This window comes from Ureibacillus sp. FSL K6-3587 (assembly GCF_038593165.1).
Classification (GTDB): Bacteria; Bacillota; Bacilli; order Bacillales_A; family Planococcaceae; genus Ureibacillus; species Ureibacillus suwonensis.
The window spans coordinates 1776948-1796920 of sequence record NZ_CP151969.1; the positions used below are offsets into that span (position 1 = coordinate 1776948).

17 protein-coding genes are annotated in these 19973 nt (G+C 39.4%); 11 read left to right on the forward strand and 6 right to left on the reverse strand.

Annotation, left to right across the window (positions count from 1 at the left end):
* Positions 1 to 23 precede the first annotated feature (23 nt).
* A complete protein-coding gene (locus NSS77_RS08745; RefSeq protein WP_342468446.1) occupies positions 24 to 884 on the forward strand; it encodes a zinc finger protein in 861 nt (286 codons plus the stop codon).
* Positions 885 to 958: 74 nt separating this feature from the next.
* Here the strand turns inward: NSS77_RS08745 and NSS77_RS08750 are convergent, their stop codons facing one another.
* Positions 959 to 1399 (reverse strand): spore coat protein, encoded by a 441-nt coding sequence (locus NSS77_RS08750; RefSeq protein ID WP_342471241.1) that lies wholly within the window; start codon positions 1397 to 1399, stop codon positions 959 to 961.
* Positions 1400 to 2123: 724 nt separating this feature from the next.
* Here NSS77_RS08750 and NSS77_RS08755 point away from each other — a divergent pair.
* Genes NSS77_RS08755 through NSS77_RS08770 form a run of 4 tightly spaced genes read left to right on the forward strand, consistent with a single transcriptional unit; the run spans position 2124 to position 5540 of the window.
* Positions 2124 to 2597: a hypothetical protein gene (locus tag NSS77_RS08755; RefSeq protein WP_342468447.1), complete on the forward strand. Its 474-nt coding sequence runs from the start codon at positions 2124 to 2126 to the stop codon at positions 2595 to 2597.
* A gap of 42 nt (positions 2598 to 2639) precedes the next feature.
* Positions 2640 to 4031 (forward strand): hypothetical protein, encoded by a 1392-nt coding sequence (locus NSS77_RS08760; RefSeq protein ID WP_342468448.1) that lies wholly within the window; start codon positions 2640 to 2642, stop codon positions 4029 to 4031.
* Positions 4032 to 4058: 27 nt separating this feature from the next.
* Positions 4059 to 4196, forward strand: a complete 138-nt coding sequence (locus NSS77_RS08765) for a hypothetical protein (RefSeq protein ID WP_342468449.1) — start codon at positions 4059 to 4061, stop codon at positions 4194 to 4196.
* Positions 4197 to 5540 carry an ArsB/NhaD family transporter gene (locus NSS77_RS08770; RefSeq protein ID WP_342468450.1) on the forward strand — a complete coding sequence of 448 codons (1344 nt, stop codon included), beginning with the start codon at positions 4197 to 4199 and terminating at the stop codon, positions 5538 to 5540.
* Between the two features lie 107 nt (positions 5541 to 5647).
* Here NSS77_RS08770 and NSS77_RS08775 read toward each other — a convergent pair whose 3' ends face one another.
* The gene (locus NSS77_RS08775; protein ID WP_342468451.1) at positions 5648 to 6715 is read right to left on the reverse strand and encodes a CotH kinase family protein; all 1068 of its coding nucleotides are present in this window, start codon (positions 6713 to 6715) and stop codon (positions 5648 to 5650) included.
* A 93-nt stretch (positions 6716 to 6808) separates the two neighbouring features.
* On the opposite strand from NSS77_RS08775, the gene NSS77_RS08780 reads away from it, so the two are divergent.
* Together NSS77_RS08780 and NSS77_RS08785 are read left to right on the forward strand one after the other, a co-directional pair.
* Positions 6809 to 7411 carry a hypothetical protein gene (locus tag NSS77_RS08780; RefSeq protein ID WP_342468452.1) on the forward strand — a complete coding sequence of 201 codons (603 nt, stop codon included), beginning with the start codon at positions 6809 to 6811 and terminating at the stop codon, positions 7409 to 7411.
* A gap of 129 nt (positions 7412 to 7540) precedes the next feature.
* Positions 7541 to 9193 (forward strand): IS1182 family transposase, encoded by a 1653-nt coding sequence (locus NSS77_RS08785; protein WP_342468453.1) that lies wholly within the window; start codon positions 7541 to 7543, stop codon positions 9191 to 9193.
* Between the two features lie 20 nt (positions 9194 to 9213).
* Here NSS77_RS08785 and NSS77_RS08790 read toward each other — a convergent pair whose 3' ends face one another.
* Positions 9214 to 10836, reverse strand: a complete 1623-nt coding sequence (locus NSS77_RS08790) for a methyl-accepting chemotaxis protein (protein ID WP_342468454.1) — start codon at positions 10834 to 10836, stop codon at positions 9214 to 9216.
* A 277-nt stretch (positions 10837 to 11113) separates the two neighbouring features.
* Entirely contained in the window at positions 11114 to 12061 is a 948-nt protein-coding gene (locus NSS77_RS08795) for a zinc-binding dehydrogenase (protein WP_342468455.1), read from the reverse strand.
* A 201-nt stretch (positions 12062 to 12262) separates the two neighbouring features.
* On the opposite strand from NSS77_RS08795, the gene NSS77_RS08800 reads away from it, so the two are divergent.
* The 4 genes from NSS77_RS08800 (at position 12263) to ltrA (ending at position 17064) form a co-directional block, all read left to right on the forward strand.
* Entirely contained in the window at positions 12263 to 12547 is a 285-nt protein-coding gene (locus NSS77_RS08800) for a phage holin family protein (RefSeq protein ID WP_342468456.1), read from the forward strand.
* Positions 12548 to 12677: 130 nt separating this feature from the next.
* A complete protein-coding gene (locus NSS77_RS08805) occupies positions 12678 to 13916 on the forward strand; it encodes a Zn-dependent hydrolase (protein ID WP_342468457.1) in 1239 nt (412 codons plus the stop codon).
* 186 nt (positions 13917 to 14102) lie between these two features.
* Complete coding sequence (locus NSS77_RS08810) at positions 14103 to 15158, forward strand: NAD(P)/FAD-dependent oxidoreductase (protein WP_342468458.1); 1056 nt, start codon at positions 14103 to 14105, stop codon at positions 15156 to 15158.
* A 649-nt stretch (positions 15159 to 15807) separates the two neighbouring features.
* Positions 15808 to 17064 (forward strand): group II intron reverse transcriptase/maturase, encoded by a 1257-nt coding sequence (gene ltrA / locus NSS77_RS08815; protein ID WP_342471176.1) that lies wholly within the window; start codon positions 15808 to 15810, stop codon positions 17062 to 17064.
* A 288-nt stretch (positions 17065 to 17352) separates the two neighbouring features.
* On the opposite strand, the gene NSS77_RS08820 is transcribed toward ltrA, so the two are convergent.
* Positions 17353 to 18477 carry an IS4 family transposase gene (locus NSS77_RS08820; protein ID WP_342468459.1) on the reverse strand — a complete coding sequence of 375 codons (1125 nt, stop codon included), beginning with the start codon at positions 18475 to 18477 and terminating at the stop codon, positions 17353 to 17355.
* Between the two features lie 210 nt (positions 18478 to 18687).
* Positions 18688 to 19827, reverse strand: a complete 1140-nt coding sequence (locus NSS77_RS08825) for an IS110 family transposase (RefSeq protein ID WP_342468460.1) — start codon at positions 19825 to 19827, stop codon at positions 18688 to 18690.
* Between the last annotated feature and the right edge of the window lie 146 nt (positions 19828 to 19973).

Here is a 19973-nt window from a genome sequence, read left to right on the forward strand (position 1 = left end):
ATGAGTAAATCATGAGGATGTGAATGACAATGCCGAAATGGACTTGTCCCCATTGTTATCATATGAACAACAGCCATGCAACCTATTGTTTGAAGTGCGGTTATTACAAAGAAGATGCCAAAACGGATTTCTATTGGACATGTCCGGAATGCCAGGAGGAAAACAGCAATCATACCCTTTATTGCATAAAATGTGGACACCATTATGAGGAATTTCAGCCGAAGCTGGCAAAAAATCCGAAAGAAACATCAAAATTGCCAAAATTAACCGAAAACGCACGGGCCATTCTTATCGTGGAACTTATCATCATTGGAATTGCAAGTTTCATCTCCATTTATAATAAAGAAAGTGTCAGCGACATCTTTCTGTCCATCTTGATCGTCCATTTATTTTTTGGATTGTATTACATAATGGTGGCATTTATAAAAAGTGGATTCGGAGAGATGATGAAATCGATTTTCATTCAAGGCGGAATCATCATCGGGATGTTGATCGTGGCAGGCTTGACAAGCGGGGCAACCGGTCAAACCGGGTTGAATGCTTACTCATTGAATTATTTAAAGAATCACGCGATTGAAGTGGATTATGATGAGTTGCATCAAATCGCCTTTGAACGTTATGGAAGCCAAAGAAAACAGCTGGTCAAATTTTCGGGCAAAGTCTTTCTTTTGGATGGCACTGAATATATGATGATTGATATGTCGACGGAACCGTTAAAAAATCAAGTGGTATATGTAAAAAGAAAAGAGCAGGATTATGAAGTCGGCCTAAATGACCAAGTGGAGATATATGGAAAAGTGTTGGGAACCGCTTCAACGGCCAAACATCTGGAAGAACAAATGACAGTGCCGGTCATCGAGAGTTATTCACTATTATTACGCTGATAAACGGTATTATTTGGCTGAAAAAAATAGTAAAGGGTGCAGCGTTTGCGGCGCTGCACGATCCATTCTGCCCTTTAGAGGACGTCGATTCTTGCCATTAAAGCGATTAAAATTTGCAGTAATAATTGGATGTTGATGATCAGATCTGTGTCAGTTGTAGTAATTCTGACTCCTCTGGAATTTTCGACATATGTTTGTTGTCTATTGATTTGTTTTGATTTTACATTTGCAATTAATTCTTGCGTGATTCTTTCAGCTTCTCTGCTGCTGCCAATGGAAATGCTGAGAACCAAACTGATGGCAGCCTGCAATGCCACTTGCAGGGACAATGCCGCTTGCGTATCTGTCGTTGTAATTTCAACATCTGCTGAATCAATGACAATAATTTGCTCATAGGATTCTTGAATATTATCGATTGATCCTTCCAAGTTGTTTTTATCCCGATCCATAGGATGTACGGAAGAAGGATCTAATGCACTCCAACTTCTTTCTCTACTTCTTTTAGTCATATCGATTCCTTCAACAGCAGGCATATTTCCACGCCAAACTGTGCTTTTGCCCATGCCATTATTCCTCCTTTTGCGGTTTATGGGTCTCACTTCTTAATTGTTTTCACCAATTTGTTCACATTATTTTCTAAGTCCATAAGCAAGTTTTTTAACTTTCTTTTTTCTTGCACGCTTAATCGGGGTTTTCTAAGTTTTACCCCGTTCCTTTTAAGGACACTGTCTATCAGAAGGTTCACACTTTGATCGGTAACGGAATTCATACGGCGGTTTCTCCTGTCCAATATAATCCCTCCTTTCTATTTGGCTGCCATTAGATTATGTGAGAATCAAATCTATATTTGGGTAATTATTACGAGTTTTTTTAGAAAAATATAATAGAAAAAAACCGGATTCCTTTTGGTGAAAGTGAAGGTATAAAAAGTATGGGGAGAAATTTTTCTGAATGGAGGATTTTTTAGTCGGACTTTGACAATGGAAGTGGCCGAAAATCAGGGGAAATGAAAAAGAACATCTATATAAACATTCCATCACATAAAAAAAGCCGGATTCAATTCAAATCCGGCTTTTTTATGTTTTGTCATGAATAATCAATATCAGATTTCATTCACCGTTCATACAATAAACATAACGCCAATCCCTAATTAATTATTGATGAATAGGCGTATAACTATGTACCTTTTTGCCTTTACACGTATAAATAATAATGAATTTTATAATGGGAGGAACAACAATGAACAGGGAGCTTATGCAATCTTTATTGAACAAAGTTGTCAGAGTTGACCGTGGAGGACCTGAGTCAAGGGTTGGAAAAGTGATTTCTGCACAAAGTGATTATTTCGCATTATTGACGGAACAAGACGGTGTAGTGTTCTATAAACTGCAACATGTTAAAAGCATTACACAAGATTCAAGAAATGAAATGAAGTTGAATGCAGAAGTGCCGGAAGATTTCAAACGGTTTGAGAGTTTTATGGATTTCAAATCCGTATTGACAGAGTTGCGTCATCGATGGGTGAAAATTAACCGTGGAGGACCTGAGTCAGTGGAAGGGGTATTGGAAGAAATATTTGATGATTATGCCACTATCGTCAAAAATAATGAAGTCATCCGTGTAGCAATGTTCCATATCCGCAATGTGAGCTATGGCTTGAAACCTGAAAAGAAAGAACCTGAAAAACAACAGGATGAAAACAGCCAACAATAGGGGAAACTTTGTGCGGATTGCATGTAAAAGGAGGCCCTAATTTTGAATGCGGATAATTTGTTGGATACTATCAGAGGTTTAGAAGGCTTAGAGATCGAATTATTTCTGGCTGAAAACCAATCCATTCATGGCACCTTATTAAGTGTTCAAGATGATCATTTGATTGTTAAAGCGGATGAAAAGATTTTATATTTTCCTATCACCCAAATCAAAGCCATTTCGAAGAATGTGAATGATTCAGGATTAAACAATAACGGTTCAAAAATTGCAACCATCAACCGGGCGAAACTGGATGAAATTCTAAAAACAATGTATTTGCAATGGATCACCGTCAACAGTTTCAACAATCAAAGCTTTTCGGGAGTGCTTAGCAGGGTTTTCAACGACTATATATTATTGATTAACGGAGACAGACAATTCTTTATATTAAAATCGCAAATTACAAATGTTCTTAATGAGCAAGTGGATGAAAATCAAATCGAAAATCTTGTATCCAATGCGGCATCAAACATCACCTTTGTTCCATCAGATTCAAACTTGTCTAACACGGATAACCAATTGACAGAAGAGCAGAAAAAAGCGATAGCGGAAACGATCAAAGAAAAAATGAAACAGCTTGTTCCAAGGGCAAATGAAGAAGAGACGACGCATCAGGATTCTCCGGAACAAACAACAGTTGCCCAACAAGAAGAACAGCACGAAGAACAAACAAACGTAACGGTCCAAGATGAGAATATCGAAGTAATTACGGCAAATGACACCTTCCTTCACGAATCACCTCGAAACGAATCGGAAAACCCGCAAGAGATTGAAATAAAATCAACCACAGCGGATGAAGATATGGAGAAAAAGCAGACAGCCACACTCGCTAAAAAGAAGAAAAAACACCAAAAAAGACCTCACTTCCAAGAAGTAAAATTCAACTCTCCAATACAAGATTGCACTTGGGAATTGACGACAATGGAAGCGGATGTTCCAAGTGATAAGAACAAGGAAACAGATGAATTGAATCCGGAACTAAAAAAAACGGATATTGCTTTGACAGAAGATATTGCAGCAATTGCAGAGAAAGAAGACTTCGACATCGGAATTGTTTCTGAATCCTTGGAAGAAACAGAGCAACCGGCTGATCAAGTGCATGAAATTCAACCAGTGACCGGAGAAATTGCGGTGGCAGCGGAGCAGGAAAATGCGGAAGAAAACGTTGAAGAGATTTTGGAGCCAATCGTGCACGCAGCTTCCGGTGAAGAAACAGACTTCTTGCATGAGCCGGTGAAAATGCTCATGGAAGATAATAAGCGGCTATTGGAATATCAGTACTATGCATTAATGAAATTTGCAGAAAGAATGTATCACATGGAAAACCAATATAGAGCCATCATGAAACATGCAGAAAAAATGTATTTGCAGTTAAAGGAGAGACGTTATTATTAAAGGTTGATAGGAGAAGGAGGGAAAACATTGATGATGCTCCTTTACTTCTCAATTGTAGGTGTTTTGTTTTATAAGTTATTTCTGAAATCACCGGTGCCAACAAAGGAAGAAGCAGTGGTGGAAACGACCAAGTCGACATATGAAGAATCTAAGGCGGCTGTTTAAATGGTAGATTTTTCTACGATTCTCATGTTAATCATTTTTACTCTCTCCATTGCATTTATGCTTTGGAGACCTAAGGGGATCAATGAAACGATTCCGGTGACAATAGGGGCTGCGATGATTGTCGTACTAGGATTTGTAAGCATCCAAGATCTAAAAAACATTCTGAGTATTGTAAGTGGCCCCTCACTTACAATACTTTCCGCTATTATGATGTCCATTGTATTGGAGAGTATCGGTTTTTTTAAATGGATTGCCCAAAACATTATCATAAAATCGAATAATTCAGGAATCAGGCTCTATGTATATATCAATCTATTATGCTTTTTTATGACGATGTTATTCAATAACGATGGAAGCATTCTCATTACAACCCCCATCATCATCCATATTATCCGGTTTTTATCATTGAAACCCCATCAATACACCCCATATCTGATTTCCGGAGCACTGATTGCAACAGCTTCAAGTGCACCGATAGCAGTAAGCAATATTTCCAATTTAATAGCGTTGAAAATTGTTGGTCTGGATTTAAACGGTTATGTGAAAATCATGTTCATTCCTTCGATGATTGGCATTTTTACAATGAGTCTGCTGCTATATTTCTTATTCAGAAAGAGTATTCCGAAACAATTGGGATTAATTTCGATTCACGACAAACCATCGAATATTTTTACCCATCCTCTTGATCCGTCAGCTGATACGGATATCGATCATCATTTATTTAAAATTTGCATTGCGGTTGTGGTGATTACCAGAGGAGCCTTTTTCGCCCTTTCCCCATTCGGAATTCCTCTGGAGTTGATCGGTTTAATTGGAGCATTTGTACTGATAGCGATCCGTTGGTTCAAAAGAAGAATGGGCATAAAAGATGTGGTCATGAATTCTCCATGGCACATTTTATTATTTGCCTTCAGCATGTATGTACTTGTATATGGGTTGAAAAATCTCGGATTAAATACGCTGATTATAACCACATTCAAAGAGATCGTTGAGCAAGGTGCATTCAACGCCACAATCATAATGGGAATATTGACGACAGTTCTTTCAAATATTTTCAATAATTTGCCTGCTGTAATGATTGGGACGCTGGCAATAACGGAAATGGGTTTGAATCCGGCATTATTGCAGGTTGCCTATCTTGCCAATGTCATAGGAAGCGATATCGGGTCATTGCTGACACCCATCGGCACATTGGCCACACTTATCTGGATGTTTATACTAAAAAAACACAATATAAGGATGACTTGGGGAAAATATATATGTATTACAATTTTGATCATACCAGTTGCGCTGACGGTCAGTCTATTAAGTTTGTATTTGTGGGTATTGCTTGTTTTATTATAAAACATCAGAGTGGAATAAAATGATGAGGTGTAAAGAAATTACGGAATACACTCATTCTCCTCCTCTATGAAAAAGGATTTCCAATTGGATAGGGGGGGGAGAAGTTATTAATAAAGCGAATCCAACTGCTCCCGCAAAAATTTGTTTCGCTTTTCAATGAACTGCAGAATAAAATCCCTCTCCTTCAGGAATTTTTTTCTGCGCTTCTTTATGTAGGGATCTTTTTGGAGATAAGGCAGAATTTCAGATTGCAGTTCATCGATTTGCGGCTGAATGGTTGAAATTGTGAACTGTTCCTGCAGTATGCTTTCCAAAATCCCCCGATACATTTGCTTAAATTGTTCGATTTCCAATAATCTGGCTGTTAAAGTGTTATATCCCTTAATCGGAACAAATTCAAGCCCAAGTGGTTCACCATGCAGGTTTCTTCCCCACGAACCATCATAATCCCATGGGGAGATTTCGAATAATTGGGTGGCACTATTGTGATATAAGGCGTAATTATGGATAAAACCATCAAAGTTTTGTGTACATACAACCCCTGCAAGCCACCTCAAATATTTCCCAACATCCAATATTTTTTGAATTTCTTCCCGAAATGTTTCATCAGGATAAGTGTTGATGATAATCAGCATATTTTTCAAGTGTTCATGGGTTTGGTAGGAATATTTTGTTGTATATCCATCCATCAAAGATTTTTTCAAGTATCCTTCAGGGGTGTACAAAGAAAAATTGGCATCATCATTCGTGGCATAATAGATCGAGCCCTCGGGCAAATTTTTTCTTTTTAAAAAATACTGATCGAATGATTCGATGGCTAAATAGATCCCTTGTTTTTCCCCGTTGATCAACAAGCGGATATGTCTCGATTCCGGTGCAAGCACACCGATTTTTTGGAAAAAAACAAAGGAGAGTTTATTCCGAATCAAGGATGGATCTTTGTATTCCGCATTTAAATGGATTTCGTGATGCCCCTCCATCAAATGAGGCTGTTCAAAAATGATATGGTAGGATTTCTTTTTGTGTTTCCGCAGTTGATTCCCTCTTAAACCGATACGAATGTCATAACGTTGGTCATTGATGGTTAACCGGGCATCAACATAAACATCTGCCCAAATATTTTTATTGATTCTTTTCAAATTCTTCTTAGATATTTCGATGGAATATGTTTCCACATGGATGCCTCCCAAAAATTATTCTTGAAGTTGGAAAATCACCCAAAGCGTGAGCAATGAAATACATAAACTATAAAGAACAAATCTTTGTATATGGAGGGGATTAAGATTAGTACTTTATTAGTTGATGATGTCAGAAAACTGGTTGAAATTGCCGGAGAGAACGATTTACTTCAATATATGTTTAACAACCCGATCGAAGACCCGGAACTGCTCCAGGCGGCGGTTGAAGTGAAAAACAAGAAATCAAACGGTAGCAAAGGGAAATCAAAAGGGAATAAAGAAAGAAGCAAAGGTTCAAAAGGGAACAAAAGTGCCGGATCCAAAGGGGGAAAAGAGAGAAGCAAAGGCAACAAAAGCGGCGGTTCCAAGGGAGATAAACAAAAAAGCAAAGGCTCCAAAGGCAATAAGAGCGGCGGTTCCAAGGGGGATAAACAGAAAAGCAAAGGCTCCAAAGGCAATAAGAGCGGCGGTTCCAAGGGGGATAAACAGAAAAGTAAAGGCTCCAAAGGCAATAAAAGTGGTGGCTCCAAAGGAAATAAACAAAAAAGTAAAGGGTCGAAAGGAAATCAAATGGCAAGCCGCGATTCGAAAGGAAGGGAAAGAAACATCAACTCCTCCCTGGTTGCTGAAATCCAGCAGAAAGTGAAGGAGTATGTTGAAAAGCAAAAGAGGCTGGGACAAAACCCCCTCTAAAATGGAAACAGCCCATGAAATTTTGGAATGAAATTTCATGGGCTGTTTTTCATTTTTTCAATAAAAAATAAGGACCTCTTCTGTTAAAATTAAGTTAGCACACAAAACCTAACAGAAAGAAGGGTCCTTATGTTCAAATATTATAACATGAATCAATTAGTTTTGCCTCTAGATTTAGAAATAAAATTACAAGAAAATGATATTGCCTTCCACATTCACCATTTAGTTGAAAGTATTCCAGATGAAGCCTTCCAGCCGTTTCTTCGAAATACAGGTTGTCCTGCTTATCATCCACGCATGATGCTAAAAATTATTTTGTGTGCCTATTCGCAGTCTGTCTTTTCAGGTCGAAAAATTGAAGCGCTATTAAAGGACAGTATACGAATGATGTGGTTGGCACAAGGATATGAACCAAGTTATCGGACGATCAATCGTTTTCGTGTGCATCCGGAAGTAAAAGAATTAATTCGTCAATGTTTTGTCCAATTCCGTTGCCAACTGGTGGAAGAAAAGTTAATCGATCAAGAAGCCATTTTTATCGATGGTACGAAGATTGAAGCGAATGCCAATAAATTTACTTTCGTATGGAAGAAATCCATTGAAAAATACAACCAAAGCTTAATTGAAAAATCCAATCAGCTCTACAACGAACTGTTAGAGAAGGAAATCATCCCTGAAATGGAGCGGGAAAATGAGGGAGAACTGTCCGTTGAAGAACTCGCTCAAATGGTGCAACAAGTCGATGAAGTGATTACGGAATATGACCAAAAGATAGAAGCATCGCCCGATGCCACAGAACGAAAAGCATTAAGAAGCGAACGAAAATATCCAAAACAAGCGTACAAACAATTAATAGACTTCATTCTACGAAAACAAAAATACCAAAAAGACTTGGACATCTTGGGGGAACGGAACAGTTATTCCAAAACAGACTTAGATGCGACGTTCATGCGAATGAAAGACGACTATATGAAAAACGGTCAATTGAAGGCTGGATACAACGTACAAATCGCAACAGAAGGTCAATACGCACTAGCTTATAGCATCTTTCCAAATCCTACTGATACACGTACATTAATTCCGTTCTTGAATAAGATAGAAAAGGATTATTTTCCGTTGCCAAAGTATATTGTCGCAGATGCTGGTTATGGTAGTGAACAAAACTATGAAGACATCCTTTCGAATCGAAAATGTGAGGCACTCATTCCATATACCATGTATGAGAAAGAACAAAAGAAGAAATATAAACAAAATCCATTTCATCCAGACAATTGGATGTACGACGAAGAAAGTGATACCTACATTTGTCCAAATCAGCAGCGAGTAACCTTCCGTTATCGTTCTGTACGTACAGATAAGACTGGTTTCAAACGAGAATTGAAAATCTATGAATGTGAAAACTGTTCAGGATGTCCATTTCGTTCATCATGCACAAAAGCAAAGGAAGGCAATCACCGAAAGGTCATGGTGAATGAAAAATGGGAACAACAAAAAGAATATGTAAGAGCGAAGCTTTCAGAAGAAAAAGCTGGTTCTATTTTCCGTCAACGTAAAATAGACGTAGAACCAGTTTTTGGATTCTTGAAGGCTAATTTGCGTTTCACTCGATTTTCCGTTCGAGGAAAATCGAAAGTGGAAAATGAAATGGGCATTGCCTTAATGGCCGTGAATTTACGAAAATACACGGCCAACAAAGATCAACTAACCAAAAATAATGGGGATAAATGGAAAAAGGAGAATTTGAGCCAACTCAAATTCTCCTTTTTCCTATCTAGAAGCTAGTTTTGTCCCAGCCTCACTACTTAATAATGAAACCGATTAATGATACCGTTCAAGTGGATGGCTTCTTCCGCAAGTTTTGAAGCATTCTGCGCGAGGGTGTTAATTGCCTCCACTTGAATATCCACGCTCTCATTTGTTGCGGCTACCATATTTGTAAAGTCATTTGCGATGGTGTTCACTTGTTTCATAATTTCTTGAAGTTTATTTCCATCTTCATGGACAAGATCTACAAATTTACGGTTATTCAATACCAAGTTTTTAGTGGAAACAGAGGTTTGAATCAATTGTTCAATCACTTTGTCTGTTTGGGAAACGGCTTCCATGCCTTTATCGATCGCTTTAACATTATTCTCCACTTGGCTGACGGCCGTTTCCAAATCGTTGTATGTTTTTTCTAATAAAGTCATAATCTCTTCCGCAAATTCGTTCGTTCCTTCCGCCAGTTTCCGAACTTCATTGGCTACAACGGCAAATCCCTTCCCTGACTCCCCGGCGCGGGAAGCTTCAATGGAAGCATTGAGGGCAAGCAAGTTTGTTTGCTTTGCAATTCGGGTGATGGAAGCAACTTTCTCTTTCACGATATTGGCTTCTTGGGTAATTTTTAAAATTTTCGATGCGGAATTGACAACATCGTTTTGGATTTTTTCCATTTGTTGTTGCGCAAATTGAATGGCTTCTTGTCCCTTTCCGGCATTTTGTAATGCTTCGTCCGCACCTGAAACCGCTTTTTCCACTTCTTCCTGCATCTCTTGAACTTGACTCATCATGGTTTCCACCATTTCATTGGCATTGGCAATCGAATACCGCTGTGTCTCGGCACCGCTTCGGAAAGTTTGAACAGCTGCCGACAATTCTTCAAAAGTAGTAGAAATTCGTTGTGTTTCTTTCTCCTGCTCTTTACTGATCCGCTCCACGGTTTCGGCGGCATGTTTAAATTCATCGATGATTGCGCGGAGTCCTAAAATGACTTTATTGATTTCATAACCGATTTGGTGAAATTCGTTGCGGAAGCCCACCTTTTCCACCTGGGCATTCAAGTTTCCGGAAGATATTTTTTTCGTAACCCCATACCATTCCCGCAATCTTCTCATAATGATATGGTGGAAAATGAAACTTAAAATCCCGCTCACCATCGAAGTTCCGAATAAGACACTGGCTGCGGCGACGATGTCTTTGCTTGCTATGTATGTGATGATGGCGGAAACGATGCCGGAGACCGCTGTTAAACTTCCGAAAATGGCCCCGATAAACGGCTCGTGAACAAGCCTGCCCAATCTTATATTAAAGCGTTTGCCATTTTTATCCGTTAAAAGTGGACATGATGCATCAATCAGTATTTCTCCCGTATTTCTTGGATAGATTTGCAGCAATCCTGTGTTAGTCTGTGCAGCTGCCAAACCGACTTTGTCATTGAAAGAAGAACCTTCTCTTAAACGGTTGGTATGGATGTATCCGAAGCCGTCTTCATCGACAATGACCAGATATTCGTCCCGATCCAGCTCCTTATCCAACACGTCCCGAATTACACTTATCTGCTCTTCAATCTCTTTTTCATAATCCCACTTGTCTCTGACTTTTGTGGCTACATTTTGCACTTTCATAAGCGCTTTTTTTGCAACACTTGATCGTAATAATCTCTCCATACAAATTCCCCCTGGATAGATAGAAAAATATGTTTGATCCCCTTTGTGAAAATCAACTATGTATTTAGTAATGCTAATATAGGAAATAATACCAAAAGACTCAGCTAATGATGTAAATTAATTCTATTATATCAGTAAATCAGTTTGGTTTTAAGAAAATGTTAGTGAAAAAGTAATATACTTTGTGTTGGACGAGAAAAAGTGTCCATTTTGGAACAATCCAAATAAAAATCAGTTTTCAAAAAATTGAAACCTGATTTTAATATCGGTAATTTAGTTATTCAAATACAGCCACCAAACGACCTTTTACTTCATGGTTTTTCAATTTTTCCAAACCTTTGTCGATTTCTTCGAATGGGATTGTGACCAAGTTTGGAGACATTTTTCCTGTCGCAAAACAATCATATACACCTTTCAAGTCTTCAACAGTACCGCCGTTGCTTCCTAACAGTTTAATTTCTTTTGTAATCATCAAGTAAGTGTTGATGTTGGCTTCCAAAATTCCCATACCAACGATGACGACTGTTCCTTGAGGTCTGATCGCTTCCAATGCCTCAGCAGTTGTTTGTCCAAAACCAGCAAAGTCGACAATGACGTCACATTCCGCTTCTTTCATATCAAGAATCGAATCGTACACTTTGTGTGCGCCGAGTTCTTTTGCCAATTGTTTGGCCTCTGGAGAAATATCTGTCGCGTATACTTTGCATCCTTTGATTAATGCCATTTGCAGAGCAAACTGTCCAAGTCCGCCGACACCGATAATCCCCACTTTTGTACCTTCTTTGGCTTGTCCGATGGTGAAGAGGGCACGATAAGCTGTGATGCCGGCATCGGTTGCAGCTGCTCCTTCCACAAAGGAAACGCCATCAGGAATTTTTACGCATTGTTTAGCAGGAACGCGCACTTTTTCCGCATATCCGCCATCATAGTTATACCCGGCGGTAATTTTTGTTTCCCGATCCATCGGGTTTACTCCGACGCGATCCCCAACTTTTAAATCTTCAACACCTTCTCCCACTTCAATAACGACACCGGCAAATTCATGGCCCATAATGACAGGTCCATTCGGGAACAAAGGCATCCAGCCCGGATCTTGCAATGCTGCGACATCTGAGTGGCAAAGACCGGCAGCCTTCACTTCAAGGACTACATGGCCAGGAATCGCCTTTGGATCTTCTTTTTCAATCGGTTTGTTTGTACCGGAAAATAGCCATCCTCTCATCATAAAACGCCTCCAATATTAATAGTCAATAATATTGTACCCTTATTATTAAATGTAAAAAGTAACAAATGTGTTAAAATTTAATTTTTTTAAACTAGCAACGTTCTATTGCCAAAGAACCGTTTTTTCATCCTGAACATAGAATATTTAGAGGAATCTTTATAGATTTTATTCAATTCATTCTGGAACAAAGAGGGATGAAAGATGGATTTTTTTATATTGGAAAATTATATATATCCTGAATCGGTCGTGATGATTCCTGTGCTTTATTTAATCGGGCTGTTCCTGAACCGGACCCCGAAAGTCCCTCCTTGGGTCACTCCATGGGTTCAAGTGGTTTTGGGGATCGCTTTTTGCATCGCCAATTACGGCTGGGTTGTTGAAGCGGTGTTGCAAGGGATATTGGTGGCAGGAGCAGCCGCTTTGATGAAAGATTTGTTCCACAAAGCAAATTACCTGGCGAAAAAGGAGAGAAACGGAAAAGAGTGATTTGGTACAAAATTATTGGGGCTGGGACAAAACCCGCCTCTTTATTTTTGCCTGCAAAGATAGTTTATATTGGTAGCAAATCTATCATATAATGATTAAATACAGTTAAATGATGAGGCGGGTGATGTCTATGAATTCGAAAGAAAGATATCAAACTCTGTTGGACAAAATGAACCAATACAATTCCGGAGAAATAGGAATTACTAGAGTAGCCTATACAAATGAAGAACAAGCCTGCACGCAAGCGTTCATGAGAATGTGCATGGATGCGGGACTTACCGTTCGTATGGATCAATGCGGAAATGTGATTGCAAGAAGGGAAGGGAGAATGAAAAACCTTCCTCCCGTTTTGGTGGGCTCCCACTTGGATACGGTATATCAAGGCGGTAAATTTGATGGGGTCGTGGGTGTGATCGCGGCATTGGAAGTGGTGCACCGGCTAAATGATAAAAGGATTATCACGGATCATCCAATTGAAGTAATCTCCTTCGCCTGTGAAGAATCTTCCCGTTTTGGTGTCGCCACATTGGGAAGCAAAGCGATGACCGGAATGTTTGATAAAGAAAAATATAGACACTTAAAAGACCGGAATGGCATCACCCTGGAGGAAGCAATGGCTTTATGCGCGCTTGAAATAGATACGGTGGAAGAAGCAAATAGACAAGGCGAGCCGATCAAAGCTTTTTTTGAATTGCATATCGAACAAGGACCCGTATTGGAAAAGGAAAATAAAAAAATTGGCATTGTCACGGGCATTGCGGCTCCCATCCGGTATGCCATCAAAATTATTGGGGCCCCTTCCCACTCCGGCACGACACCGATGAACTTGAGAAGAGACGCATTGCTTGGTGCGTCGGAAATCGCTTTGGAATTGGAAAAGATCGCAATACAAGAACAACCGTATGGTACCGTTGCCACGGTCGGAGTGCTCGAGGTTGCTTCCGGCGCCATGAACGTGGTGCCGGGGGAAGTGGAAATCAAAGTGGATATCCGTGGAACTTCCATTGAATCTCGTCAAAGGGTCGTAAATCATCTGCATGAAACGATCCATTATGTTAAACAAAAACGGGGATTGGATGTGATTTGCCAGGAGCTGTCTTTCGAAGAGCCGGTGCCGCTTTCGGAACAAATCATAACAATGACGGAAAAGATATGTGAACAGAAAAACATCCCTTATAAAAAAATGCCGAGCGGTGCGGGCCATGATGCGATGAATATGATGAAACTTTGTCCAACAGGTTTAATCTTCATTCCGTCGGTAAATGGACTCAGCCATCACCCGGACGAATTTACGAGTTTGGAGGATATTTTAATAGGGGTCGATGTATTGGAGGAAATGGTCCTTCAATATGCATCATGCAATGAATAAAGCCAAACATAGGCAAGGTTAGGAAGAAGGAAAGCTACTTTCTTAACCTTGCTTTTTAATTGAATAAACATTTTATTTTCAGTGTCCAATTAAATTGTCCATTCCCATGTGAATGTTGGTATGTTAAAATTCATAATGAGATTGATTATCATTATCGTAACAGGGTTTTGACCAGGAGGATTCATAATGAAATTACATGATATATATGATGTGACCATTATTGGCGGAGGACCCAGTGGACTATTTTCCGCCTTTTACAGCGGTTTAAGGGAAATGAAAACCAAAATTATCGAATCCCAGCATTATTTGGGCGGGAAAGTCAATGTTTATCCCGAAAAATTGATTTGGGATGTGGGGGCATTAACACCGATTACCGGGGAGAAATTAATTCAGCAGATGGTGGAGCAGGCAATGACCTTTGAGCCTACCATTGTGTTAGGGGAAAAGGTGACGGAGATTTCCAAGGACGATGAAGGGATTTTCGTATTAAAAACGGATCGCGGACAAACCCACTTTTCCAAAACGGTCATTTTGGCAATCGGAGGAGGCATCATCACTCCCCAAAAACTGGAGGTGGAAGGCGCATCCAATTTTTATAGCGCCAATTTAAATTATACAATCAAATCTTTAAAGAAATTCAAAGACAAAGTTGTCCTCGTTTCAGGGGGCGGCCACACAGCGGTTGACTGGTGTAATGAGTTGGAACCGGTTGCAAAAAAAGTATATTTAACGTATCGGAAAGACCAGTTGAATGCCCATGAAGCCCAAGTTTCCCAATTGATGAACAGCACGGTGGAATGCCTTTTCCATACGGAAATTACGAAATTGATTCCTGACCAGGAGGGCACAGCCATAGGGCAAGTGGAATTGACAAATAATGAAACGGGAGAAGTCACAAATGTAACGGTGGATGAAGTGGTTGTAAACCATGGCTACATAAGAGAAAAATCATTATTTGAAAATAGTCCATTAAAGGTTGAATTCGTGAATGAGTACTATATTAAAGGAAATGAACATTGTGAAACCAATGTTCCGGGACTTTATGCGGTGGGAGATGCGGTGGATTATGAAGGAAAAGTCCACTTGCTTGCCGGAACATTCCCGGATGCCATCAAAGCGGTGAATAAGGCAAAACTGTACGTTCAACCTGATGCGGAAGCGATGGGTATGGTGTCTTCGCATAATGAAATCTTTTATCAAAAAAACCGGGAGCTCATTCATAAAATGATCAGTTCATGTTAGTGTGTTTATAGAAATGCGGGGTTTTATAATAAGGACTTTGAAAAAATCCGGAAATAGCGGATGGAAAAAAAGGACATGGTGTTAGGCCATGTCCTTTTTTCGTGCGCCCGGCATGTACATGAACTATAGGGTGTAAGTCCCGAACCCCGAAGACAGAAGTAGAGGTTAGCCAAGAGCAAGGGTGTCCGTGGTGACGCGGAATCTGAAGGAAGCTGGAGGCAAAACACCGGTCCGAGGAACACGAACCTCATATAAGGCTAGGTATGATTGAGTGAGTTTGCGAAACAAAACAAAGCTCTTTCTGTCGAAGGTCATATCGAGTAAATGAGGCGGATAGATGGTGTGAAAGTGCATGTACTTACCCGGGGAGGTCTGGCGGATAGGTGAAGTACGCTTCATAACCTACTTAGTGATAAGTAGCTGAACCGTCAGAAGTCAGCAGAGGTCATAGTATTAGTTGGTCTAGAACAACTAAGAAGGACTGAACAATTAAGAGAGAATAGCCCTTGGCATTCAGTGAGTCATGATGAACACAGAAAACGTAGTACCTCACTTGAGGAAGGAAGCGGTGAATCCCGTGGGGGACCTCTTGGAGGGTGGAGTGACCACTGGCATAAAGAGAACAGCTATTCACGGAAGGAGAATAACGATGCTTTTGAATCAAATCCTGTCACGGGAGAACATGCTTCAAGCACTAAAACGTGTAGAACAGAATAAAGGAAGCCATGGAGTAGATATGATGCCCGTACAAAACTTACGACAGCACATAGTCGAAAACTGGCTATCTATTAAGGAGGCAATTCTCAAGGGAACTTATGAACCAATGCCAGTCCGCAGAGTCGAAATCCCGAAACCTGACGGCGGTGTTCGTTTACTAGGAATCCCTACCGTAACAGACCGTTTGATTCAACAAGCAATCGCCCAAGTACTTTCAAAAGTGTATGACCCTACATTCTCTGAAAACAGCTACGGATTTCGACCAAACCGAAGTGCTCATGATGCGGTGAGGAAAGCGAAAGAATATATAAGAGATGGACATCGATGGGTTGTAGATATGGACTTGGAGAAATTCTTTGATAAGGTCAACCATGACAGATTAATGGGTACACTCGCGAAGAGAATCCAAGATAAACCATTACTGAAATTGATTCGTAAGTATTTACAATCGGGAGTCATGATTAATGGTGTGGTGTCAAGCACATTAGAAGGAACTCCACAAGGAGGACCATTAAGTCCGCTACTATCTAACATTGTACTAGATGAACTAGATAAAGAATTGGAAAGAAGAGGACACAAATTCGTTCGATATGCGGATGACTGTAACATTTACGTGAAAAGTAAACGAGCAGGACTTCGCACAATGGCAAGCATTCAACGATTCATTGAAGGAAAACTACGACTGAAAGTAAATGAAAAGAAATCAGCGGTCGACCGTCCATGGAAACGTAAGTTTCTAGGATTTAGCTTTACCTATCATAAAGAGCCAAAGGTTCGTATCGCAAAAGAAAGCCTTAAACGAATGAAGAATAAAGTTCGTGAAATCACATCACGCAAGATGCCCTACCCGATGGAATACCGCATTCAGAAACTGAATCAATATCTAGTGGGATGGTGTGGATATTTTGCGTTAGCAGACACCAAATCTATATTCCTTGAATTAGATAAATGGATTCGTAGAAGACTTCGAATGTGTCTATGGAAGAACTGGAAGAAACCGAAAACAAAGACACGCAACCTTATTCAGCTTGGCGTACCACAATGGCAAGCGTATGAATGGGGAAATACTCGGAAGAGTTATTGGCGTATTTCAAATAGTCCAATATTACACAGAACCCTTGGTAACTCCTATTGGAGAAACCAAGGGTTGGAAAGTCTTGAAGCTCGTTATGAAAACTTGCGTCAATGATCTTAATTGAACCGCCGTATACGGAACCGTACGTACGGTGGTGTGAGAGGACGGGAGTTAATCGCTCCCTCCTACTCGATTATAACAGGGGAAGACTTGCCGGCTCACAAAATCTAGTTCATTCATATACTAATATGAATTCTCACTAGTGTCGCATAAATAGTTTCTGAAATTTCAGTTTTTATTTTTTCTACGAAATAGAAAAAATTGAAAATACCTAAACAAAGGTAGTAAACATCCATTTTTTTACTATAACTTGTGACTAGTGCAACAACAACAAATAAACCCTTATGGGACGCTTTTTCCCTCAATTTTTCGTAACCAAATGTGAGCGGATTTCCATAAAGAGGCCTTTAAATAGCGAGTAATTTGTATGTAGCTTCGATTGCTATTTGTGTTCAACTGTGCTAACACATTTAGACAATATACAATCATCGCTAGATACACTTGGTTGTGTACGGCTTGTTCACTATGTCCATAAAACTTTTTGATGTTCAAATGCTGTTTCATCCATTTGAAGAACAATTCAATAGCCCAGCGTGATTTATAGATTTCTGCGATTTCATCCGCACTCATGTCGAAACGATTCGTCAGTAGATGCAGTTCGTTTCCTTTTGTATCAACCAATTTCAGTAAACGGAACGCATTCTCAGAACGATTTTGTGTAGTGCCAATGACCACCATTTCATCAGACAAAACAGATGAATTTTCTGGTAGTGAAAAGGTCTCCAATACACGGACTACAGCGTTTTTCCGTAAACGGGAAACAAAGAAATAGCCATCATCCGTCATACGATCAAAGCGCTCGTAGTCTAAGTAGCCCCGGTCGAACACATACAGGCATTCTTGATCGTCGATGAATATCTCTAATTGCCCTCGATCATGTTCAATGGCGTTCGTCAATGTGGCTTTGTCTGGGTAAGAGTACCCTTTTTCCATGAAAACAAGGCGCAAGTGCAACTTGACACCTGATTTTGTTTTTCGAAACGTTGCCCACGGATAGTTGGCTAAAGGAAGTGGTAATGTACTCGAATCAACGATTTTGAGTGGTGTTGTCACTTTTCTTCGCTTTTGAAAATGAGTTTTCTCATGAATTTGGACCACTAAATCAAGAAAAATGGTTTGAAAGAAAACAGTAGGAATCGAATTGATGCGTCTTCCTAACTGTGAAAAGCTAATCGATTCTAATCCCGTTGCACGTTGTAATTCTTCGGAGAAAACAGCGTCGCTCAATGCTCGCAAACTCTCTGTTTCATGAAGTTGAGCATATAAAAGGAGTTTCACAAAAGAAGCCATATAAAGCTTCTTGGTATAGCGATTTAATTGATGTGTTTTCACCAATTCCTTAAATAAGGAAGAATTAATGGGTGAAAACCATTGTTCAAATGATGTTTTTCGTGTAAACTTATCCATACATGTGTTCCTTTATTTTGGATTTGGATAGGTTTACTACCACCAAACCATTATAAAGGATTTTTCTGTGAAAATAATTTAATTCCACTTAGCCCATGAATAGCTTCAATCTATTGAGGGTAATATATAAATAACCTAAAAAAGACAATAAGAAAGCAGAGCTACCTAATGGAAGGTAACTTTGTTTAAACTTATTCTTCTTTGGTTATACTAATTAATTAAAGGTTCTTTATAAGGCTCCTTATTAATTAGCATGGAGTAAATGATTCGAAGCATTCGATGCGATATGGCAACGAGTGCTTTTTTCTTTCCTCTTCTTGCAGCAATCGACCAATATTTAGCAGCTAACCAACGATTCCTACTTCTAGAGATTGCCCATGCTACTTCGCACAGTACAGTTTTGATATGAGGATTCCCTTTAGTCGTTTTAGTTGACTTTCGTTTTCCTGCACTTTCATGATTTCCTGGAGCAACTCCGGCCCAAGACGCTAAGTGTTGAGAGGTAGGAAATTGTTCCATGTTCACCCCAATCTCTGCAATAATAATTGCTGCGGAATCCTTTTTAATACCCGGAATCGTTAGTAATAACTCCACTTCTTCTTTATAATTCTTCAGAATTTCATCTATTCTTTCCTCGATTTGGCTGATTAATGATTCTAAATAAACGATGTGTTGCCAAGATTGTTTGATTAGAAAGATTTGATGATCGTTTAAAGTACCGAATAAAGAGTCTGTAATCATTTGTTTTTTGTGCTTCATTCTTCCGTGAATACTAATTTCTACATCAATGGAATCAACATATCCATTTTGAATTAATTTGGATAGAAGTTTTCTTCCAGAAACACCAAACACATCTGAAATAACTGAATTTAGTTTAACATTTGAGCATTCTAATACTTTCAGAATCCTATTTTTTTCTGAAGTCAAATGGCCGATCCATTTTTTACGAAGCCGAGTTAAATCACGAAGGTTTCGTATATCTTCTGGTGGAACAAAACTTTTTTCAATCAGTCCATAACGCAATAACTTCGCAATCCACTCTGCATCCGAAACATCTGTTTTTCTTCCAGGGACATTCTTGATTCTTTGAGCATTCGCTAATGTAATATCAAAGTAATCCTCCAAAATGTTATAAACAGGTTTCCAATAAACTCCAGTACTCTCCATCGCAATGTGCGTAATGCCATGGTTTTCCAACCACTTTAGTAAACGAAAGAGATCCTTTGTTAAAGTGGGGAAAGTTTCTGTTTCAATGAATAATTCATCGTCCTGTTCGCCAATCATGACACAAGCAACAATTGTTTCAGCATGTACATCTAATCCTGCACAACGTGTCATCAGTACATCCAATATAATCCCTCCCATAAAGTAGATTCACAAACAGCGAGTGAATTTGAAATATAAGCATTTTTCTGTACGTAGTCATCATTCCAAATGAATGAGCTAACAATGGGTTGTTCACCAAATCCACTCAAACAGTTTTTTATTCAGGGTAT

What these genes read in the sequence shown, in the direction of transcription:
- NSS77_RS08800 (WP_342468456.1), top strand. Translation starts at nt 12,263, where the DNA reads ATGGATTTTTTTATATTGGAAAATTATATATATCCTGAATCGGTCGTG.
- NSS77_RS08795 (WP_342468455.1), bottom strand. Translation starts at nt 12,061, where the DNA reads ATGATGAGAGGATGGCTATTTTCCGGTACAAACAAACCGATTGAAAAA.
- NSS77_RS08790 (WP_342468454.1), bottom strand. Translation starts at nt 10,836, where the DNA reads ATGGAGAGATTATTACGATCAAGTGTTGCAAAAAAAGCGCTTATGAAA.
- NSS77_RS08745 (WP_342468446.1), top strand. Translation starts at nt 24, where the DNA reads ATGACAATGCCGAAATGGACTTGTCCCCATTGTTATCATATGAACAAC.
- NSS77_RS08780 (WP_342468452.1), top strand. Translation starts at nt 6,809, where the DNA reads ATGGAGGGGATTAAGATTAGTACTTTATTAGTTGATGATGTCAGAAAA.
- NSS77_RS08755 (WP_342468447.1), top strand. Translation starts at nt 2,124, where the DNA reads ATGAACAGGGAGCTTATGCAATCTTTATTGAACAAAGTTGTCAGAGTT.
- ltrA (WP_342471176.1), top strand. Translation starts at nt 15,808, where the DNA reads ATGCTTTTGAATCAAATCCTGTCACGGGAGAACATGCTTCAAGCACTA.
- NSS77_RS08805 (WP_342468457.1), top strand. Translation starts at nt 12,678, where the DNA reads ATGAATTCGAAAGAAAGATATCAAACTCTGTTGGACAAAATGAACCAA.
- NSS77_RS08770 (WP_342468450.1), top strand. Translation starts at nt 4,197, where the DNA reads ATGGTAGATTTTTCTACGATTCTCATGTTAATCATTTTTACTCTCTCC.
- NSS77_RS08820 (WP_342468459.1), bottom strand. Translation starts at nt 18,477, where the DNA reads ATGGATAAGTTTACACGAAAAACATCATTTGAACAATGGTTTTCACCC.
- NSS77_RS08785 (WP_342468453.1), top strand. Translation starts at nt 7,541, where the DNA reads ATGTTCAAATATTATAACATGAATCAATTAGTTTTGCCTCTAGATTTA.
- NSS77_RS08810 (WP_342468458.1), top strand. Translation starts at nt 14,103, where the DNA reads ATGAAATTACATGATATATATGATGTGACCATTATTGGCGGAGGACCC.